16 protein-coding genes are annotated in these 16,684 nt (G+C 65.1%); all 16 read right to left on the reverse strand.

Going from position 1 to position 16,684, the window contains the following annotated elements; genetic code table 11:
• Positions 1–159: 159 nt before the first annotated feature.
• Positions 160–2,064 (reverse strand): PAS domain S-box protein, encoded by a 1,905-nt coding sequence (locus MAXJ12_RS34340; RefSeq protein ID WP_008835456.1) that lies wholly within the window; start codon positions 2,062–2,064, stop codon positions 160–162.
• 194 nt (positions 2,065–2,258) lie between these two features.
• Positions 2,259–2,525, reverse strand: coding sequence for a flagellar biosynthesis protein FliQ (fliQ, locus tag MAXJ12_RS08735; protein ID WP_008835457.1), 267 nt, complete (start codon positions 2,523–2,525; stop codon positions 2,259–2,261).
• On the reverse strand, positions 2,522–2,932 hold the full coding sequence (gene flgD / locus MAXJ12_RS08740; RefSeq protein WP_008835458.1) for a flagellar hook assembly protein FlgD: 411 nt from the start codon (positions 2,930–2,932) through the stop codon (positions 2,522–2,524). The genes fliQ and flgD overlap by 4 nt, the downstream gene beginning before the upstream one ends.
• Positions 2,932–3,372, reverse strand: a complete 441-nt coding sequence (gene flbT, locus MAXJ12_RS08745) for a flagellar biosynthesis repressor FlbT (RefSeq protein ID WP_008835459.1) — start codon at positions 3,370–3,372, stop codon at positions 2,932–2,934. Before flbT ends, flgD begins: the two co-directional genes overlap by 1 nt.
• On the reverse strand, positions 3,369–3,716 hold the full coding sequence (flaF, locus tag MAXJ12_RS08750; RefSeq protein ID WP_008835460.1) for a flagellar biosynthesis regulator FlaF: 348 nt from the start codon (positions 3,714–3,716) through the stop codon (positions 3,369–3,371). The genes flbT and flaF overlap by 4 nt, the downstream gene beginning before the upstream one ends.
• A gap of 11 nt (positions 3,717–3,727) precedes the next feature.
• Positions 3,728–4,774, reverse strand: a complete 1,047-nt coding sequence (locus MAXJ12_RS08755) for a flagellar hook-associated family protein (protein WP_008835461.1) — start codon at positions 4,772–4,774, stop codon at positions 3,728–3,730.
• 4 nt (positions 4,775–4,778) lie between these two features.
• Positions 4,779–6,242, reverse strand: coding sequence for a flagellar hook-associated protein FlgK (gene flgK / locus MAXJ12_RS08760; protein WP_008835462.1), 1,464 nt, complete (start codon positions 6,240–6,242; stop codon positions 4,779–4,781).
• Between the two features lie 32 nt (positions 6,243–6,274).
• Positions 6,275–7,549, reverse strand: coding sequence for a flagellar hook protein FlgE (locus MAXJ12_RS08765; RefSeq protein WP_008835463.1), 1,275 nt, complete (start codon positions 7,547–7,549; stop codon positions 6,275–6,277).
• Between the two features lie 97 nt (positions 7,550–7,646).
• Positions 7,647–8,315: a response regulator transcription factor gene (locus MAXJ12_RS08770; protein WP_008835464.1), complete on the reverse strand. Its 669-nt coding sequence runs from the start codon at positions 8,313–8,315 to the stop codon at positions 7,647–7,649.
• 178 nt (positions 8,316–8,493) lie between these two features.
• Positions 8,494–9,084: a transglycosylase SLT domain-containing protein gene (locus MAXJ12_RS08775; RefSeq protein ID WP_040585481.1), complete on the reverse strand. Its 591-nt coding sequence runs from the start codon at positions 9,082–9,084 to the stop codon at positions 8,494–8,496.
• The gene (gene fliK / locus MAXJ12_RS34345; RefSeq protein WP_008835466.1) at positions 9,014–10,459 is read right to left on the reverse strand and encodes a flagellar hook-length control protein FliK; all 1,446 of its coding nucleotides are present in this window, start codon (positions 10,457–10,459) and stop codon (positions 9,014–9,016) included. The genes MAXJ12_RS08775 and fliK overlap by 71 nt, the downstream gene beginning before the upstream one ends.
• Positions 10,456–11,739 carry a chemotaxis protein gene (locus tag MAXJ12_RS08785; RefSeq protein WP_008835467.1) on the reverse strand — a complete coding sequence of 428 codons (1,284 nt, stop codon included), beginning with the start codon at positions 11,737–11,739 and terminating at the stop codon, positions 10,456–10,458. Before MAXJ12_RS08785 ends, fliK begins: the two co-directional genes overlap by 4 nt.
• Positions 11,736–12,974: a MotB family protein gene (locus MAXJ12_RS08790; protein ID WP_008835468.1), complete on the reverse strand. Its 1,239-nt coding sequence runs from the start codon at positions 12,972–12,974 to the stop codon at positions 11,736–11,738. The genes MAXJ12_RS08785 and MAXJ12_RS08790 overlap by 4 nt, the downstream gene beginning before the upstream one ends.
• On the reverse strand, positions 12,971–13,615 hold the full coding sequence (locus MAXJ12_RS08795) for a hypothetical protein (RefSeq protein WP_008835469.1): 645 nt from the start codon (positions 13,613–13,615) through the stop codon (positions 12,971–12,973). Before MAXJ12_RS08795 ends, MAXJ12_RS08790 begins: the two co-directional genes overlap by 4 nt.
• The gene (gene fliF, locus MAXJ12_RS08800) at positions 13,615–15,261 is read right to left on the reverse strand and encodes a flagellar basal-body MS-ring/collar protein FliF (protein WP_008835470.1); all 1,647 of its coding nucleotides are present in this window, start codon (positions 15,259–15,261) and stop codon (positions 13,615–13,617) included. The genes MAXJ12_RS08795 and fliF overlap by 1 nt, the downstream gene beginning before the upstream one ends.
• Positions 15,262–15,390: 129 nt before the next feature.
• On the reverse strand, positions 15,391–16,389 hold the full coding sequence (locus MAXJ12_RS08805) for a flagellin N-terminal helical domain-containing protein (RefSeq protein WP_040585484.1): 999 nt from the start codon (positions 16,387–16,389) through the stop codon (positions 15,391–15,393).
• Between the last annotated feature and the right edge of the window lie 295 nt (positions 16,390–16,684).

Genomic DNA, 16,684 nt, shown 5'->3' on the forward strand with positions numbered 1-16,684 from the left:
CGGGAGAAACTGCCGAGGAGGATAAGGGAGGTGTGGAGGGGGGTGGATAAGTTTTTTTGTGTCAGGTCAGAGAAAACTTCACAACGCCTAATGCCGGCACTGCCCAGATCCAGCCGGCGTCGCGATGCTCGGCGCAAGCCCGGCCAGCGCGGGCGTGCCTCATACCCGCCGCGCCTTCAGAGGAAACGTCAGAATGAACCGCGCACCCGGTCCTGCCGAGTCAGTGCCAAGCTCGCCCTCAAGCTGGGCCGACAGGCTGGTGATTACACGCGTTCCGAGGCTGTCACGGGCTTTGGCGATATCGAAGCCGGGCGGGAGACCTTGCCCGAAGTCCGCCACCTCAAGACGATACCGGTCATCCTCGATACGCGCTCCGTCCACCCGAACCTCACCTTCGGCGCCCTCCGGATAGGCGTATTTGTAGGCGTTCGTGAGCAGCTCGTTGAGCAAAAGCCCCATCGGGACGGCGAGGTCGGCCGAGACCATCGCCGGCTCGGCTTCCACGATCGTGCGGTGGCGCGGCGCCGACGAGGCTATCGCCTTTGCGAGATTCTGGATGAACGGCCCCAGGTCCACGTTCGGGGCGTTCCCATGCAACGACAATTGCTCGTGTACCCTGGCGACCGCATGCACGCGCGACGAGGCGTCCTCAAGCACCTTGCGGGGCGTGCCGTCCAGCCTCCTGGCCTGCAGTGTCAGCAGGCTCGATACCAGGGCCAAGCTGTTCTTTACCCGATGGCCGATCTCATGGATCAGCACCTTCTGGAGATCCTCGAGCCTCTGTTTCTCCGTGATGTCGGTATTGGTTCCGAACCATCGGGTCACACGGCCTTTCGAATCCCTCATCGGCAGCGCCCGAGACAGGAACCACCTGTAGCGGCCGTCCGCCCCGCGCAGGGGGAAGTTGTCTTCCCAGGGCTCTCCCGTGTCCCAGGCGTGGCTGATGCGTTCGACGACCCGGTCCACATGGTCGGGGTGGTGGACCTTGCGCCAGCCCCAGCCCTGCATCTCCTCGAGCGTCGTGCCGGTGTATTCGAACCAACGGCGATTGAACCAGTAGATCCACCCCTGGCCGTCGGCCATCCACGCAAGCTGCGGTAGCGACTCGGCCAAGGTCCGAAACTGCTGCTCGCTGGCGCGCAGAGCCTCTTCGACGCGCTTGCGCGGGGTGATATCGCGATTGACCTCCATCAGCCGCGCCGCGCGGTTCGGCCCGGCCACCAATTGCAGGCGGCTGAGCACGACGACCTCGCCGCCATCCTTGCGGCGTTGCCGGATCTCACCTTCCCAGCCGCCTTGCGTCTTCAGCGCCTTCGCCACGTCGGTCCAGGGCGCCGGATAGGTTGGCCTGATCAGTTCGGCGGGTGCGCGGCCAAAGGCTTCGTCGGCCGTGAACCCATAGAGGCTGGCGGCGCCCTCGCTCCACAGTTCCACACCATTGGCGGCCGTCCAGACAATGATCGCATCGTGGGATAGCCGCAGCAGAGCGGCCTGTTCCTCGAATCTTTGTTGAGCGAGCCTTCCCTGGATGGCGACCCCGAGCAGGCGCGCCATGCCCTCCATGAACTCGCTGTCGGCCTCGTCGAAGGCGCCCTCGTCAGGGCTGTCGGCGGCCAACACCCCCCACGCGTGTTCGTTGGCGAGCGGGACCGGCACGTTCAGCAGCCGCCTGATCCCGTGCTCGACCAGGAGCTTCGGGACGCGAAACCTGCGATCCGAGGCCAAATCGTTGGAGAGGACCGGACGGCCCGTGCGGAAGGCGAGGCCAGCGGGGGTGTCGGAGCCGGTTCCCAGCGTGGCATGCCCCACTACCCCCGGATGCCATCCCACGCCCGCCCTGACCAGGAGAATATCGCGACCAGCCGAGTACTCCAGCACCTTGGAGCAGCGCGCGCGCATGCCCTCGGCGCATAGCCGGACCGCCTCGCTCAACAGGGCGTCGAGCGTGAGGGCCTCGAGGGCGCTCTGCCCAAACTCGGAGAGAACCGATTGTTGGTGCAGCCTGTAACCGAGCTCCTCGGGCTCCCGATGTTCGAACAGCTGTTTCCAAACACGCGTTGCCATTGCTCACCAGCCGAGATTTGGTCAATGAGTGTGGCAAGGGAGTCGTTCCGCAATGAGCATACCGCCTGCTGCACCCGGCGGAAGGCAAGACTGCCGCCGTAGCGCAAATTCGCGAATGGCGCAGGCATCACCGATGGGGAAGCGACGGCCTTTCGCAGCGGCGATATGCACGAAATGCCCGCCGGGCAACTGCCCTAAAACCCAGTCTCCACCCGCTCGAAGATGACATTGGTGAAGGCCGAGATCTGGCTGCCGATGAACGGTCCGGTGAACGCCACCACCAGCATGATGGCGACGATCTTCGGGACGAAGGTCAGCGTGATTTCCTGGATCTGCGTCAGCGCCTGGACCAGCGCGATGGCGACGCCGACCAGCATGGCGGCGGCGACCGCTGGGCCCGACGCAGTCAGCACGGTCCAGATGGCGAACTGGACTATGTCGAGGGCGTCTGCTTCATTCATGTGTCGGCTGAGGGCGCTATCTTGACGCCGGGGCCCATGGTGATCTCCTTGCCGCCTTCCAGCACCGCGACGATGCCGTTGGACAGGAGCCGCACCTCGGCAACCTTGCCGGTCACCTTGCCGTCGGCCGAGGTGACAGTGCGCCCGATCAGCGCGTCGGCCTGCGCCAGCGTCGAGGACTGCAAGAGCTGGTCGAGCTTGGTGTTTATCTGCACCGATTGTTCGACCTGCGAGAACGCGGCGAGCTGCGCCACATACTGCGTCGAATCCATCGGATTGGTCGGATCCTGGTTCTTCATCTCGGCGACCAGCAGCTTCAGGAAGGACTGGTAGTCGACCGCCGTCTTGGAGGTCTGGTCCGTCGAATTGGCGGTCGACGTCTGCGCCGTGTTCATCTGGACGTTCATCAGTTTTCTCCAACCGCGATCGGGCGAGGCTGCTCTGCCACGGCCTCGGGAAAGCCGAGCGCCTGGGCTTCCAGCGGATAGAGGCCGCGGATCGCCTTCAGCGCCTCGTAGACATGGCCTTCGCCGACCAGCCGGTCGACCTGTTTCAGCGTGGCGCAGATGTGCGCGTCGTCGAAGCTTGCCAAAAGCAGCGGCAGCGATTTGCGGAACATGTCGCGGGCCTGCGTTGCGCCCGCCGGCTCCATCAGCATGATCTGCAGCATGAAATAGAGCTGGCGCAGCGGCGTCGACGCCTCGCCGGGCTGGAGAACGTGGTTCTGCAGCAGGAACTGCACGTCGTTCAGGAGCTCGATGGTCACCTTGCGGTCGACGCTGATGACCGCACCGTTGAGATAGATCTTCTCGTTGGGCTTCAGCGAGATCTTCAGCGTGTTCTTCATTGGATGCCGTCCCGGATGATCTGCGAGACCTCGATCAGCCCCTCGAAATTGTCGGAGCGGCCCTGGCGGACCTCCTCGGCCTCGCGCAGCAGCCACAGGCCGATCGAGATGAGGTTGGCGCGCAGCTCCTTGGGCAGTGCGTTCTCGGGGTTGCCGAGATCCTCGACGAAGGAGGTCCAGACGCGGTTGGTGAAGTGGAGCGCCTCGATAGCCTCCATGGAATCGACGCCGACCGAGCTTGCCGTGGTCAGGAGATCGATGGACCGGGTCAGCAACTGCCGCTCGCGGTCCTTGGCGTCGGCCACCGAGTCCGTCTGAATGTCGGCATAGGAAAATTGGTACATTTTTGCGCGCCCTAACCCAGGAATCTCAGGAAGCTCAGTTGCTGTATGCGCGCGGTCAGCGCGTATGAGGTCTCGATGTGCGAGAGCAGGTCGGCGACCCGTGTCGAGGCTTCGTAGGGATCGACGCCTTCGAGGTCGAGTATCTGCCGCTCGAACAGGTCCGACTGCAGCTTTATGCGCTGGCTGGCGTCGGTGACGCGCTTTTCGGTGATGCCGGTCTCGGCCCGCAAGGTGCCGAGATCAGCGATCGCCTCGCCGACCAGGGTGACCGCCCGCGCGATCGCGGCCGACTGGCCGGCAATGCTGACCTCACTCGACAGGAGATCGCTGATCGTGGCGGCGGCCATCGCAAGCTTGCGCACGCCGTCATTGTTGGCACTGACCGAGGTGACCGCCGTCTCGTTGAGCGCGATGCGGCTGACGATCGCCTGATCGGTGGCGTTCGACCAGTTGGCCTGCCAGCCGGGGCCGGTGAATTGCGGCTCGACAGAGATGAGGAAGGCCTCCATGTCCGGCTTGGTGATGGCGTTTGCCGCCGGGTCGTTCTGGGCGAAGCCGAAATGGGCGAGGAAGGCCGCGTCGAATGCCGCCTTGGCGGTGGAGCCGGCGGCGTTGAAATCGTCGATCGGCTTCACGTCAGTGTTGGTGCCGGCGAAGAGGTGCTCGCCGTTGAAGCTGCTGTTCAGGAGCGCGGTGAGCGCCTCGAGCGTGGCGGCGCCGCTCGCCTGGGTGACGGCGGACAGCGCGTCGCCGGACGAGGCGGAGGTGAGCGTGGCGAGGAAATCCTGCGCGGCCAGGGTGATCTGGTCGAGCGCCTTTTGCGTGGCCGACAGGCGCGACGAGACCAGCCCGTTGGAATCGACGATGCCGTTCAGCCGCTCAAAGTCGCGGGCGAACGAGATGGACGAAGCCGTGCGAGCGCCGAGCGCCAGGCCGGCATCGGCGACCTTGCCGGTCGAGACTTCCTTCTGCGCCTTGACGAGGTCACCCTGCGAGCGGACCAGCGAATAGCGCATCGCCTGCGAAACGGCGGCGGAGGAGATGAAGGAGGTCTTCATGGCGCTACCTCACCGCCGCCAGCAGCGAGGCCAGCATGTCGTCGACCGCCTTGATCAGGCGGGCGGAGGCCTCGTAGGAATGTTCGAGATCGAGCAGCAGCGACATCTCCATGTCGACATTGACGCCGGTCTCGTTGGACAGCGCCTCGGCGGTGCGCACCGCCAGCGCTTCCTTGGATTCGGCGGCGCGGAAGGCTTCCTGGCGCAGGCCCTCGAACCAGCCGATGGCGCTGGTGGAGTAGTTGACCAGGCTGGAATTCGCGCCATTGCCGGCGGCGTTGTCGAAGGCCATGGGCTGTTCGAGACGGTCGCCATAGGCGATCAGCAGCTCGGCATAGGAGGCGCCGCCGGTGGCGTTGGCAACGTAGGCAGCGCCGTTCGCGCCGCCGTCGCGCAGCAATTGCGGATTGCCGCCGGCGCTCGGGTCCATCGCGGCGTTGAGCCTGATGGTGGCGGCGAGGCCGTCGACCAGCGTTCCCGCGGGTGGCATGCCCGGCGCGCCCGTCCAGGTGAAGAGGCCCGGTGCATCGGGAGCCGCGCCGCCGGTCTGGTCGGTCTCGGCGAAGGCGGTGATGAGGCCGCGCGCGATCTCGTCGAGCTGGCTCTGCATGGTCGAGGCGACGCTGTCGCGCAACTGGATCATGCCGGCGATCTTGCCCGAGGCGTCGGTGTTGCCGCCGGTGGCGGTGGCGATCGGCACGCCATCGACATAGACGGCATTGCCGGTCATGCCCGCGGCATAGGCGGTGGACGGCTGGAAGCTGACGGTACGCGGCACGGCCTCGAACAGGGTCGTGCCGTCCATGGTCATCAGCACCATGTCATTGTCGCCGCGCTTGAAGCTGGAAACAGGAACGTAGTCTGCGATCTTCTTCAGTATGGCGTCGCGTTGGTCGAGCGCGTCGGAGGTGTCGCGGCCGGCGCGAGTGCCGTTTATGACGGCGTTGTTGGCGGCCTGGAAGTCGGCGAGCAGCGTGTTCAGCTCGTTGACGGCAATGCCGATTTCCTGGTCGGTCTGGACGCGGAAGGTCTGGATCGAGGTTGAGGCGTCGTTGAGGCCGCGCACGACCTGGCGGGCGGCGTTGACCGCGTTGGCGGCGAGATTGCCGTTTGACGGCGAGGCCGAATAGAGCTGCAGCGCCTTTTGCAATTCGCCGATGGCGTTGGCCGGCGACGTGGCGTTGTCGACCCCGTTCACCGCCAGGCCGAGCTGCTGCATGCCATAATAGAGCGTGCCCTGGCCGCTCCAGGCGGACTGCGCCGAAAGGTTATGGCGAAACAGCTGCTCGTTGGTCGCGCGGTGGATCTCGACGACGCGGGCGCCTGGAGCCGAGCTCGACACCACGGCCGAGCGGCGTGCGTAGTCGGGGTTCTGGCTCTCCAGAACATTGCGGGAAACGACGCTGGTCTGACGCCCGGTATTCAGAATTGACGATTGTGCGATGCTCAGTGCGGAAGACAGCGACATGCTTTATCTCAATCAGGCTCTCGCCTTGCGGCTTACCTCTTCAGGTTCACCAGGATGTCCATGAGGTCGGCGCCGGTCTGGAACACTTTCGAGTTGGCGGTGTAGCTGCGCTGCGACTCGATCATGCTGGTCAGTTCCTCGGCGATGTCGACGTTGGAATTCTCCAGTGCGCCCGACATGACGCTGCCGCGCCCGGCTTCGTTGGCAAATCCGATCTGCACCGCGCCGGATTCGGGGCTTTCGGTGAAAACGTTGCCCGGCATGACCAGGAGCTGGTCGGGGCTGGCGACATTGGCGATCGGGATGCGGTAGAGAGCGCGCGACGAACCGTTCTCGTAATTCGCAAAGACCGTGCCGTCCTGGCTGATCTCGATGCCGTCGATAGCGCTCGGCGCGTTGCCGTTCACCTTGGCGTCGAGCAGCGTGTAGGTCTCTGCCAGTTGCGTGGTCTTGGCGAGGTCGAGGTCGAGCGACGATCCGCCGGGGGTAGGGGGGAGAGGAGGGATAGGAATGGTGATGTCCGTGGCGCCGGTCAGCTTGCCGTCCGTGGCGTCAAAGGTCAGTGTCTGGGTCGCCAGCAACGCTGGCGCGGTGTAGGGGAACGAGGTGTTGGGGGCGGCGTTCGCCTGATCGTAGACCGCGACTTCCCAGGTGTTTGCGCCAGTCTTGGTGAAATAGACGTCGAGCAGAACCTCGCCGCCGAGACTGTCGTAGGTCATCAGCGAGGACTTGGCTGAATAGGTCGCGGTCGCCGCATTTGCCGAGGGCAGGTCAGCGGCCGGAACAATGTCGGCGCCGGCCGGCAGGTTGGCGGTGAAGACGCCGGTGGTGGTCGGGGTGGCGACAAGTTCGTTCTGCACGAGTGTCACTGGTTCCAGCCCGCCGAAGCCGTTGGCGGCAGCACTAGGCACGCCATTGGCGAAGCTGTAGCCGAGGAGCTGGTAGCCGGCGGCGTTGACGAGACGGCCTTCGCCGTCGGGAACGAAGGAGCCGGCCCTGGTCAGCACCGGCGTGCCGCCGGGGCCCTGGACCACGAAGAAGCCGCTGCCGTTGATCGCCAGATCGCTGCCCGACGTGGTGAATTTCAGGTCGCCCTGCTGGCTGATCGAATTGCGTATCGAGGTGGTGACGCCGCCCGAAGCGTAGTTGCCGTTGGTGCTCGGCAAAACCAGCGACGCGAATTCGATGGAGGCGCGCTTGTAGCCGGTGGTGCTTGAATTGGCGATGTTGTCGGCGACGGCGGACAGCCGGTTGGCTTGGGCGTTCATGCCCGAAACGCCAGTGCGCATCATTCCGTAAAGGCTCATCGAACCATCTCCTCGATTTCCGGGCCGCAGGTCATGAGGCTAACGCCTATGACTTGCGCGAGGCTGGCGCGGCGCAGGACCGCGGCTGGAACCGGCATCAGCCGACCAGCCGGTAGCCGAGAAAGCGCTTCGAATCGATCGGATCGAAGCCGAGCTTCTCGCGCAACTTCTTGCGCAGCTTGCTGATGTGGCTCTCGACGACGTTCTCCTCGACCTCTTCGTCGAAGATGCCGTAGATGGCATTGAACACCTGGGTCTTGGTGACGCGGCGTCCGCGATTGCTCGCCAGATATTCGAGAATGCGGCGCTCGCGGCGCGGCAGCGGCAGCGACTGACCCTCGATCTCGGGGTCGCGGCCATCGAGGAAAATGCGCATCGCGCCGATTTCCGTGAAGCTCGTTTCCTCCTGCGCGCGGCGGCTGATCGCCGAGATGCGCGCCAGGATCTCACGAATGTGGACCGGCTTGCGGATGACGTCGTCGACACCGGATTCGAAAAGCCTGAGCGTGTTTTCGAGCGAATGGTGCTCGCTGAGCGCGATGACGGGAGCCCAAGTTCTGCCACGAATTTTTCGCGGCGAGACCGCATCTTCGCCACAATCTCCGATCAGAAACGCCCTGACTGATTTGACGTCCTCATCGGCCGCGCTTTCGACCCACTCGTCGAATTCGCCCGAAGCAAAGCCTGCGCTTGCGACGCCTTCTCGGTCGAAAAGTGAGTTGTATCCCTCAGTGACGAGCTTTCGCTCGTCCACGATAACGATCATCGGCCCGCCCTCCGAATCATCTGCAATTTCAGTGAGGAAAGGGGTAGCGGTTGACGTTATTCCTGAACAACCGTCATTTCTTGTAGCTAGTTTCTTGGGAGTCTGGCGCAGTCGGAGGTTGCGCCGATCGTGGCAGGCAACCTACACGTCATTGTCGCCGGCGAAGCTCGGAATTCAGTCACGGGTTGCAGAAATTTCTGGCGTTTTCAGTCCACTTTCCAAAGCCGGTCGCGACCATGTTGGCGATGACGCGGCAGACGTAGCGCTTCTGCGCCGGGTCGTTGTCAGGGCCGGCGTGATAGCGCGCAACCGCCATCGACCAGGTCTGGTGGCGGGCATGCAACTGCGCCAGAAAGCGGGCTGCATAGTCGACGTTGCGGCGCGGTTCGAGCATCTCTTCGACGCTGCGGAAATTCTCCGAATGATAGTGATGGTTGATCTGCATGCAGCCAAGATCGATCAGCTTGGCGCCGCCCCGGCGCGCGCTTTCGAAAGTCGCAACGGCTTGCTCGGTGCTGGAAGGAAAGACAGCTTTTCCTTCTATGTTCAATGCGTTAGGCTGAAGGCTGCCTTTTCGCCCGGTCTCCGTCAGGCCGACGGCATAGAGAATGCCGGCGGGTACGCCGTAGCGGTCGGCTGCGCGCAGGATCTCGGGTTCGCAGGGGTTCTGGGCGGCCGCTGGCGAGATGCTTGCCGCGCTAGATATAAAGGCCGCCGCCAGCACGATCCACGCTGCCAGGAGTGGTGTTCTGGGAAGCTTGCGCGCCATTCAAGGTGTCCCTTCCGGAGTGCTGGCCGCCGGTCTGGCCGTTGCCGCCGCCGGAATTCGCCGCGTTGAAAGATTGACGATCGGGGGCTGGCTGACCGTTCTGGCCTGCATTCGCATCGGCTCTGGCATTCAGCGTTTGCACAACCGTTGATTGCTGGATGGTGACGCGGTCGACCTCCAATCCGAGCGCGCGCAGCGACTTGACGATCGTCTCCGTGTCGGCGCTCAGCCGCTGCTGCGCTTCGACGGATTCCACCTGCAGTTCGACCGTCAGTTGCTCGCCGGCAATGCGCAGGGTGGCGGTGACCGTTCCAAGCTCGGCCGGGTGCAGTTGCACCTTGAGCGAATGCGTCGAAGCGACGGCGTTTTGCGCCGGCAGACCACGCGAATCAGCGGCAGCGGCGAGTTCGCGCCACGACCCGTCAGCCGCGATGGCGGTCAGCAGTGGCGTGGCCGTCAGACCCGGAAAGGGTGTAGCGGGCGCGGGGACGTTTTGCTGGGCAAGGACGGTGACGCGGGCTGCCTGGCCAGGCGCGTCGGGAGCATTTTCGCGCAGCGAATCACGGGCGATGGTGCTGTTCGGGCGTTCAGCCGATACGGCAGCGACCGGCCTGATGGTCTCGCTGGTGGAGGCGGCGCCGGACTGAGCCCCAGCCGGTGGCTTGATGGCGAGTTCGCCGAGCGAGGCTGGTACAGGTTTGGATTCGCCACCCGTGCTGTTGGTTTCGGCGGAAGCGGCTTTTGTGTTGCCTTGCTGTGGCACGGCAAGCGCCGCGGCTGCTACAGCCGGCGGCGTGACCACCGCGGCTTTGGCCAGTGTGGCGTCCGTCTTGGTAGGTCCGCCGGACGGCGGCGGTGCGGTGTCTGCCTGCAAGGAAGCATTTGCGGTCGATGAGGCGAGTTCGCTTTCGGATACCGCGCCGGCCTCAGGCCGGCCAAAGCCGCCCCGCAAAATCATTGGCGGAAGCGGCGGCCGGAATGCGGCCGGCATCGCTCCCGATGCGTTCTCGGCGCTCTCATCTGGAACCGTCTGATCCGTTTGTCCGGCGTTGAGGCCCCCGACATCATCGGCAGTGCCGTCTTCCCCAAGGCCGGGGAGGCCGACCGGGAGTTCCCATTGACGGCGCGCGTCGTTTGCTCCGGCTGCATGCGGTTCGCCAGCGGCCCGGTCCGCGAGGTTGAGCTCGATATTCCAGCGATGCCGCATATCGCCGGACGCGTTCGTGGTGGAAGGGCGCGCCTGTTTGCCGGATGCGCCGAACTTCACCGCCTCGGCGAAGCCGGTTTCGCCGCCCTGGCCGTTCTGGCGCGGCGCGTCGGCTTTCGCCCGATCCGGCAACAGCGCCGCCCAGGCTTGCTTGACGCTGGTGGTCATTTGGCTGCTTCTCCGAGAAGTTTGTCGATTGCGTCGAGTTTCTTGCGCGTTTCGGCGACGAGGGCCGTGGCGGGATCGGTCGTTTCGTCGGCCTTGGCGGTTTCGATGACTGGGCTCTCACGCGGCGCCGCGACCAAAACCCCACCAGCGCGGGCGGGATCGGCCCCCGCGACAGGCGCAACGGCCGGCTTTGCAGCTTCGCCTGCCGGCGACGCGGCCGCGCTGGGATTGGGCACGGGCGGCTCGGCGGTGACTTCGGCCGCGACCGCGCGCACGGCGTCGAGCAGCCTGCGGTCGCTATCGGACAATTTGGACCGGTCTATCCTGTCGATCTTGGCCTGCACCTCCTCGATCGAATCCGAGGTTACAGACGCCAGGCTGGAATAGAGCAAGGCGCGCGGGTCTTCCTCCTGCCTGGGACCAATGGCCTTGCGCTTTGCCTTTTCCGAGGCGAAAGCCGAAAGCTCCGTCAGCCCGTCAATTGCTGCGCGGCGCGCGACGCGCAGGTAGATAACCTGCTGCTGCTCGGCATCCATCATGGCCACGATCTTCTCGATCCGGTCGAGCCCGAGCGGCGCATTGAGCGCGACGATGCCGGACACGAAGGAATCCGCGAACTGGCTGGCATAGGGCGACCGGAGATAATTCCTGACATATTGCGACGAGGCGGCCACGAAACACGCGGCGTCGCCCATCGTGCCGCAAATATCGACGATGCGGCGCAGCGCTGCCTCCTCGACCAGTGTTCCCGGCCCGAGCAGCCGGGCCTGATCGAACAAAGTCAGCGCCGACCTGGGCTGTTCGAGCGCGATGAGCGAGCCCTTGACCAGCGCCAGGAAGGCGCCGAGCTCCGGCGGGGCCAGCATCGGGTCGACGGCCGCCAGCGCCGTTTGCGCCTCCTTTGGCCGGCCGGTCAGATAGTTCAGTATGCCAGCGCCGATACCTCTGTTTTCGGAGTCGATGTCGAGGCGCGCCATGGCGGCCTCGATGGTCGTCGGGTTACCGCCGCTCATGGCGTAGACCAGCATCGCCCGGAAATTGCGCGGCTCGCCGAGTTCTTCGCTGTCGCCTTGGCGCAGCTTCGCGTCGATCATCTCAAGCAGCTTGCGCTGCATGGGCAGGGCGGCATGGTCGCCGCTGGCAATGCGGTCCTGCACGAGCTGAAGCGAACGCACCATCTGAAAAGGCTGCAGGCCGCCGCCCGCAGCATGCGCGATTGCGGGCGGCAGGCCCGCAACGAGCGCCAGCCCGACGACGCCGACTGCGGCAGCCAGCCTCATTCGCTGCCTTTCAGCAGGATCTCGATGCGGCGGTTGGCGGCAGCCAAGGGCTCGGCCGGCTCTTTAAGCTTGCGGTCGGCATAGCCGGCGACTTCCGTCACCCGCCGCTCGTCCAGCCCGCCGCGCACCAGCATATAGTAGGCGGAGTGGGCGCGGGCGGTCGAAAGCCGCCAATTGTCATAGGCCTCGCTCTTGAAAGGACGGCCGTCGGTGTGGCCGCTGATGACCAGCGAGCCCTTCTGCGCGCCGATCGCCTTGCTGATCTTTTCCATGGCCAGCACCAGCTCGCGCCGAGGCACGGCCGAGCCGATCTCGAACATGCCGAATTCGAGCTGGTCGGTGACTGAAATCACGATGCCCTCGTCGGTCGCGGTGACCGAAATGCCTTCCAGCAAGGGGTCGCCGGGTTCGAAGGCCGCCGCAAGCTCCTGCCTGATCGCGTCGGCCGCCTTCTCGGCGGCTTCGCTCGGCAGGGCGGGCGCGGGTTCCGGTTCGGCTTTCTCCCGAAGTGCTGCCGCCGCGTTCTCGCCGGCGTCCGGCGCCAGCGGCGCGTTGACGCTCGGCGCGGTCAGCTCGGCGGCGGGGTCCTTCCCGGCCTCGCCTTTTGCCTCGGGCCGCTCAGCGCTCGCCTCGGCGGGGTTAGGTGTCGCCATCTGCTGCGACCAGAAATCCGGCGCGAACGGATCGCGGTAGGACTCACCGCCCGAGGCGCCGGTCGCCGGTCCGGCTTCCGCCACGCCGCCGTCGCCCTTGGCGCTGATGTTCTGCCTCGCATCGGTGTTGGTCGCGATTTCGGCCAGCACGGCGTAGGGATCGGCGAAGAGGTTCTGGTCGGAATGGGCCGCGGTTTCTTCCTGTTCCTTGGCGGAGTGGAGCTTGTCGTTCTGCCCGGCCGTCGCCTGGCCGCCATTGCCGGCCTTCTCGGCCGAGACTTCCGGGGTCTCGGGCGCGTTGCCGGAAAAATGCGGGCCGTCGCCGATGTCCTCCAGCCCCTTGCGGCTGGAGTTGCGGTCGATCAGCTTGACCGGATTGAAGTAGCTGGCGACGGAGGCCCGGATCTGTTCGTTGGATGCGTTGATCAACCACATGACCAGGAAGAAGCACATCATCGCGGTCATGAAATCGGCGAAGGCGATCTTCCAGACGCCGCCGTGATGCGCGTCCTCGTCGTCGCTGTGCATGCGCCGGACGATGACGATCTCGTGCTTGACGTCGCCGATTTCCACCGAACTCAAGACAATATCTCCTGCATGGCGCCGGACCATTCCGAAAGCCGCGTCTCGAACAAATTGCCGTCGATCGACACGGTGAGGTCAAGGCCGGGCGCCTCGATGTAGTCGAAGCTGCCGGCGCGATCGCCGAGCGCCGCCTGCAGCGTCTCGAACAGCGATTGCGGGCCGCGCACCTGGATGCGCACCGCTTCGGCGTCGCCGATCGCGGCGCGGATCGAGCGGGCAAGCGCGTCCAGCGAGCGCCTGGCGAGTTCCTCGCTCAGGAATCCGCCGAGTATGCGCGCGGTGGCGGAGGCCGTCAGTTCGCCGAGGCGGCTTTCCATCTCGACGATCCGCGCCGTGATGATGCCGCCCGCCTCTTCGCCGAAGCGGTGCATCAGCGTCTCGATCTCGGCGGCATGTGCCTGGCGCTCCGCTTCGAGCGCGGCCTCATGGGCCAGCGAAAGCCGCTGTTCGAGGGCGAGTTCAGCGCGGGCGACTTCAGCAGCAATGGTCTCGGAAAGGTCGGGCGGCGGTTCGCCGGGAGCTGCAAACGCGGCCGGGGATGCGTCCTGCCTCTGCTCGGCCGAAGGTTGCGGCGCGCCTGAGCGTTGCGGCCGCTTGCCGAAATCGGTGAGAACGTCGAAGAGCGCCAGCGCCGCCATCAGCCGACCGCTTCCTGATGCGCCCATTTGCGCAGGATCTGCGCCGTGCGCTCCTCATTCAGATCGACCATGCGGGCGAGCCGCTCTTGCGGCGCCGGGCGGATCTTCTGGCGAAGATCGTCGAGCGGGTTTTGCGCGCGGCCGCCGGGCAGGGCACTTGCCGACGCCGTCTGGGCGGCTTGCTCGCCGTCGGGTACCGGCAGCGAGCGCTGCACCTCTTCGAAGCTCGGCCCGGCGATCGCCGCCTGTGCGGGCTTGCCGAGCGAAGCTGCGAGCGGGCGCAGCCCGAAGAAGATGACCAGGAAGACGACGGCGACAAAGGCGCCGGCGTTGATCATGGTGCCGCCATGCTGGCCGACCATGTCGAGCAGGCCGGGTTCGGCGACCTCGACGCCATCGAGGCCGTCGATGAACTCCACCGCCGAAACATTGATCAGGTCACCACGCGTCTCGTTCAGGCCGGTCGCCGAGGCGACCACCTTCCGGATCTCCTCGATACGGGCGGCAATCTGCTCGGGCGTCGCGCCTTCGCCAAGGATGGCGGCGAGCCGCTGCTGGTTGACCACGACGGCGATCGACATCTTCGTCAGGGTATAACCGTTGCTAACGGTGGCGATGCGCTTGGAGTTCATCTCGTAATTGGTGGTTTCCTCCTTGCGCTCGCTCTGCTCGGAGGATTGCGGGCCGCCCTCGGCCGGCTCATCCACGGCCTCGGGCAGGTTCTGCTCGACGGTTGCGGGCGCCGCAGCGGACTGGCGGTTCGCGTTCTCGTTGGCGCGCACGATCTGGACCGAGCGCTCGACGCGCGATTCCGGATCGAAGATGGTCTCCTCCGTCTGCCTGGTGTCGGTGTTGACCTCGGCCCTGACGCTGGCGCGGAAATTTTCCGGGCCGAGATAGGGGGTCAGCGCGCGGCGGATGTTTTCCTCGATCTCGCTCTCGACCGTGCGCTCGACGCCGAAGGAACGGCTGGCGCTGGTGTTGGCGGGGTCGTCGCCGGCGGCAAGCAGCGTGCCGGAGGAATCCAGGACCGTGACCTTGCCGGCGTCAAGGCCGGGAACCGCGGCGGCGACCAGATAGCGGATCGACATGGCGCTCTTCACCGCGTCGATGCCCGAGGCGCGGATGACGACCGAGGCCGAAGGCTGCTGCTCGTCGCGGCGGAAATTGGCGCGCTCGGACATGACCAGATGGACGCGCGCCGCCTTGATGCCGTTGATCGATTGGATGGTGCGGGCGATCTCGCCTTCCAGCGCGCGCACGCGGGTCACCTGCTGCATGAAGGAGGTGAGGCCGAGCGAGCCGACATTGTCGAACAGCTCGTAGCCGGCATTGGCGCTGGTCGGCAGGCCTTTTTCGGCGAGCAGCATTCGCGCCGCGGCCGTATTGCCGGACGGGACCAGCACGGTCGTGCCGTCCGCGGCGACGTCGAAGCCGATGCCGGCCTCTCCGAGCACCAGTCCGATCTGGTTCACGTCGGAGCGCTCCAGCCCCACATAGAGCGTCTCGTAGGCGGGGCGGTTCAAATAGACGGATGCGACGCCGATGATGGCAAGAACGAGCGCGGCGACGCCGGCCATGATCGACAGCCGGCGCGGGCCGAAGCTCTGCAGGTTCGTGATGATGTTCTGGATCTGCTCCGGCACGGATCGAGCGCTCCCGCATGATGGTCCACAGAAACACTAGACTTCGAAGCTTGTGCGAAAATGAAACCGGGCCGCGGTCCCGAAGGAGCGCGGCCCGGTTTCGAAATAAAATCCCGTGGCTTGCCGGCGTCAGTTCTGGAACAGCGCCAGGATGCTCTGCGAATTGCTGTTGGCGATCGACAGGGACTGGATGCCGAGTTGCTGTTGCACCTGCAGCGCCTGGAGGCGGGTCGATTCCTTGTTCATGTCGGCATCGACGAGCTGGCCGACGCCGCGATCGATCGAGTCCATCAGGCTGGTGGTGAACTGCTTCTGCAGGTCGATCTGCTTCTTGGCCGAGCCAAGCTGGGTTGCTGCGGTGGTCAGTTCGCCAAGGGCGATGTCCACGACCTTCAGCATCTGAGCGATCTGGGCGTCGCTGTAGCCGGTCACCGAGAGGGTTGAAATCGCATAACCGTCTGTCGCGCCGATGGCTGCATTGGCTGCCGGCGTCACAGCAGCGTCGTCGCGCAGGCCCGTGGTGCCCAGCCGGATGCCCTCGAGGATGCCCATAGTCTCGTTGGTCACGGCGGCTGCGTCGTAGAGCTTGATGCTCTGAACATCGATGGCGATCGTGCCCAGCGTGACTGCGCCGGACGCGTCGCGGTTGAACGACGAAACGATCGTTGCGTCATTGTGCGTGCCAGCGGACGCGTGTCCGGCCGCGACAGTGGAGTTGACCGACATCCAGTTGGCGCCGCTGAACGTGGCTGAATCGGCGTAGCTCCTGAGCTGAACCTGCAGCGCGGAGATTTCGGTCTGGATCTTTTCCTTGTCGGCCGCGCTGGCGCCCGAGGCGGCGACGATCTTCTGCTTGATGTCGTCGACGGTGGAAAGCGCCTTGTTCATGGCGGTATAGGCGGTGTCGACCTTGGAGGCGCCGAGACCGAGGGCATCCTGCACGGTCGAGAGAGCGGCGTTGTCTGAGCGCATCGTGGTTGCGATCGACCAGTAGGCGGCGTTGTCGCTTGCCTCGGCGACGCGGTAGCCCGTTGAAATGCGCGCCTGCGTGACTTCCATAGCGCGGTTGGTGGCGCTCAGGCTCTGCAGTGCCGTCAGTGCCGAGGCGTTGGTCATAATGCTTGCCACGAAACTCATCCCCTTTGAATTGGCATGCTGGCGCATGCCCGATCTGACCGGCCGGCGGATCGGCGTCATGCCTGAGACCGAACGGGTCCTCCGCCATAGCGTATGGTTAACAATAGATACAGAGCTATGGTTAACGCTGTGTTAAGCCGGCTGGGAGGGCATTAATCCTGGAGGGGGACGTCGCGGCGCTTCAGCTTGAAAAAATCGGAGTCGATTTTCGAAAATGACAATTCAGAGATTCAAGAGGTTAGGGCGTGTTTGCGAAGGCGCGGCACACCCAGAAACGGATCGGGGC

It is taken from the genome of Mesorhizobium alhagi CCNWXJ12-2 (genome assembly GCF_000236565.1).
GTDB classification, from domain to species: domain Bacteria; phylum Pseudomonadota; class Alphaproteobacteria; order Rhizobiales; family Rhizobiaceae; genus Allomesorhizobium; species Allomesorhizobium alhagi.

What these genes read in the sequence shown, in the direction of transcription:
- MAXJ12_RS34340 (WP_008835456.1), bottom strand. Translation starts at nt 2,064, where the DNA reads ATGGCAACGCGTGTTTGGAAACAGCTGTTCGAACATCGGGAGCCCGAG.
- fliQ (WP_008835457.1), bottom strand. Translation starts at nt 2,525, where the DNA reads ATGAATGAAGCAGACGCCCTCGACATAGTCCAGTTCGCCATCTGGACC.
- flgD (WP_008835458.1), bottom strand. Translation starts at nt 2,932, where the DNA reads ATGAACGTCCAGATGAACACGGCGCAGACGTCGACCGCCAATTCGACG.
- flbT (WP_008835459.1), bottom strand. Translation starts at nt 3,372, where the DNA reads ATGAAGAACACGCTGAAGATCTCGCTGAAGCCCAACGAGAAGATCTAT.
- flaF (WP_008835460.1), bottom strand. Translation starts at nt 3,716, where the DNA reads ATGTACCAATTTTCCTATGCCGACATTCAGACGGACTCGGTGGCCGAC.
- MAXJ12_RS08755 (WP_008835461.1), bottom strand. Translation starts at nt 4,774, where the DNA reads ATGAAGACCTCCTTCATCTCCTCCGCCGCCGTTTCGCAGGCGATGCGC.
- flgK (WP_008835462.1), bottom strand. Translation starts at nt 6,242, where the DNA reads ATGTCGCTGTCTTCCGCACTGAGCATCGCACAATCGTCAATTCTGAAT.
- MAXJ12_RS08765 (WP_008835463.1), bottom strand. Translation starts at nt 7,549, where the DNA reads ATGAGCCTTTACGGAATGATGCGCACTGGCGTTTCGGGCATGAACGCC.
- MAXJ12_RS08770 (WP_008835464.1), bottom strand. Translation starts at nt 8,315, where the DNA reads ATGATCGTTATCGTGGACGAGCGAAAGCTCGTCACTGAGGGATACAAC.
- MAXJ12_RS08775 (WP_040585481.1), bottom strand. Translation starts at nt 9,084, where the DNA reads ATGGCGCGCAAGCTTCCCAGAACACCACTCCTGGCAGCGTGGATCGTG.
- fliK (WP_008835466.1), bottom strand. Translation starts at nt 10,459, where the DNA reads ATGACCACCAGCGTCAAGCAAGCCTGGGCGGCGCTGTTGCCGGATCGG.
- MAXJ12_RS08785 (WP_008835467.1), bottom strand. Translation starts at nt 11,739, where the DNA reads ATGAGGCTGGCTGCCGCAGTCGGCGTCGTCGGGCTGGCGCTCGTTGCG.
- MAXJ12_RS08795 (WP_008835469.1), bottom strand. Translation starts at nt 13,615, where the DNA reads ATGGCGGCGCTGGCGCTCTTCGACGTTCTCACCGATTTCGGCAAGCGG.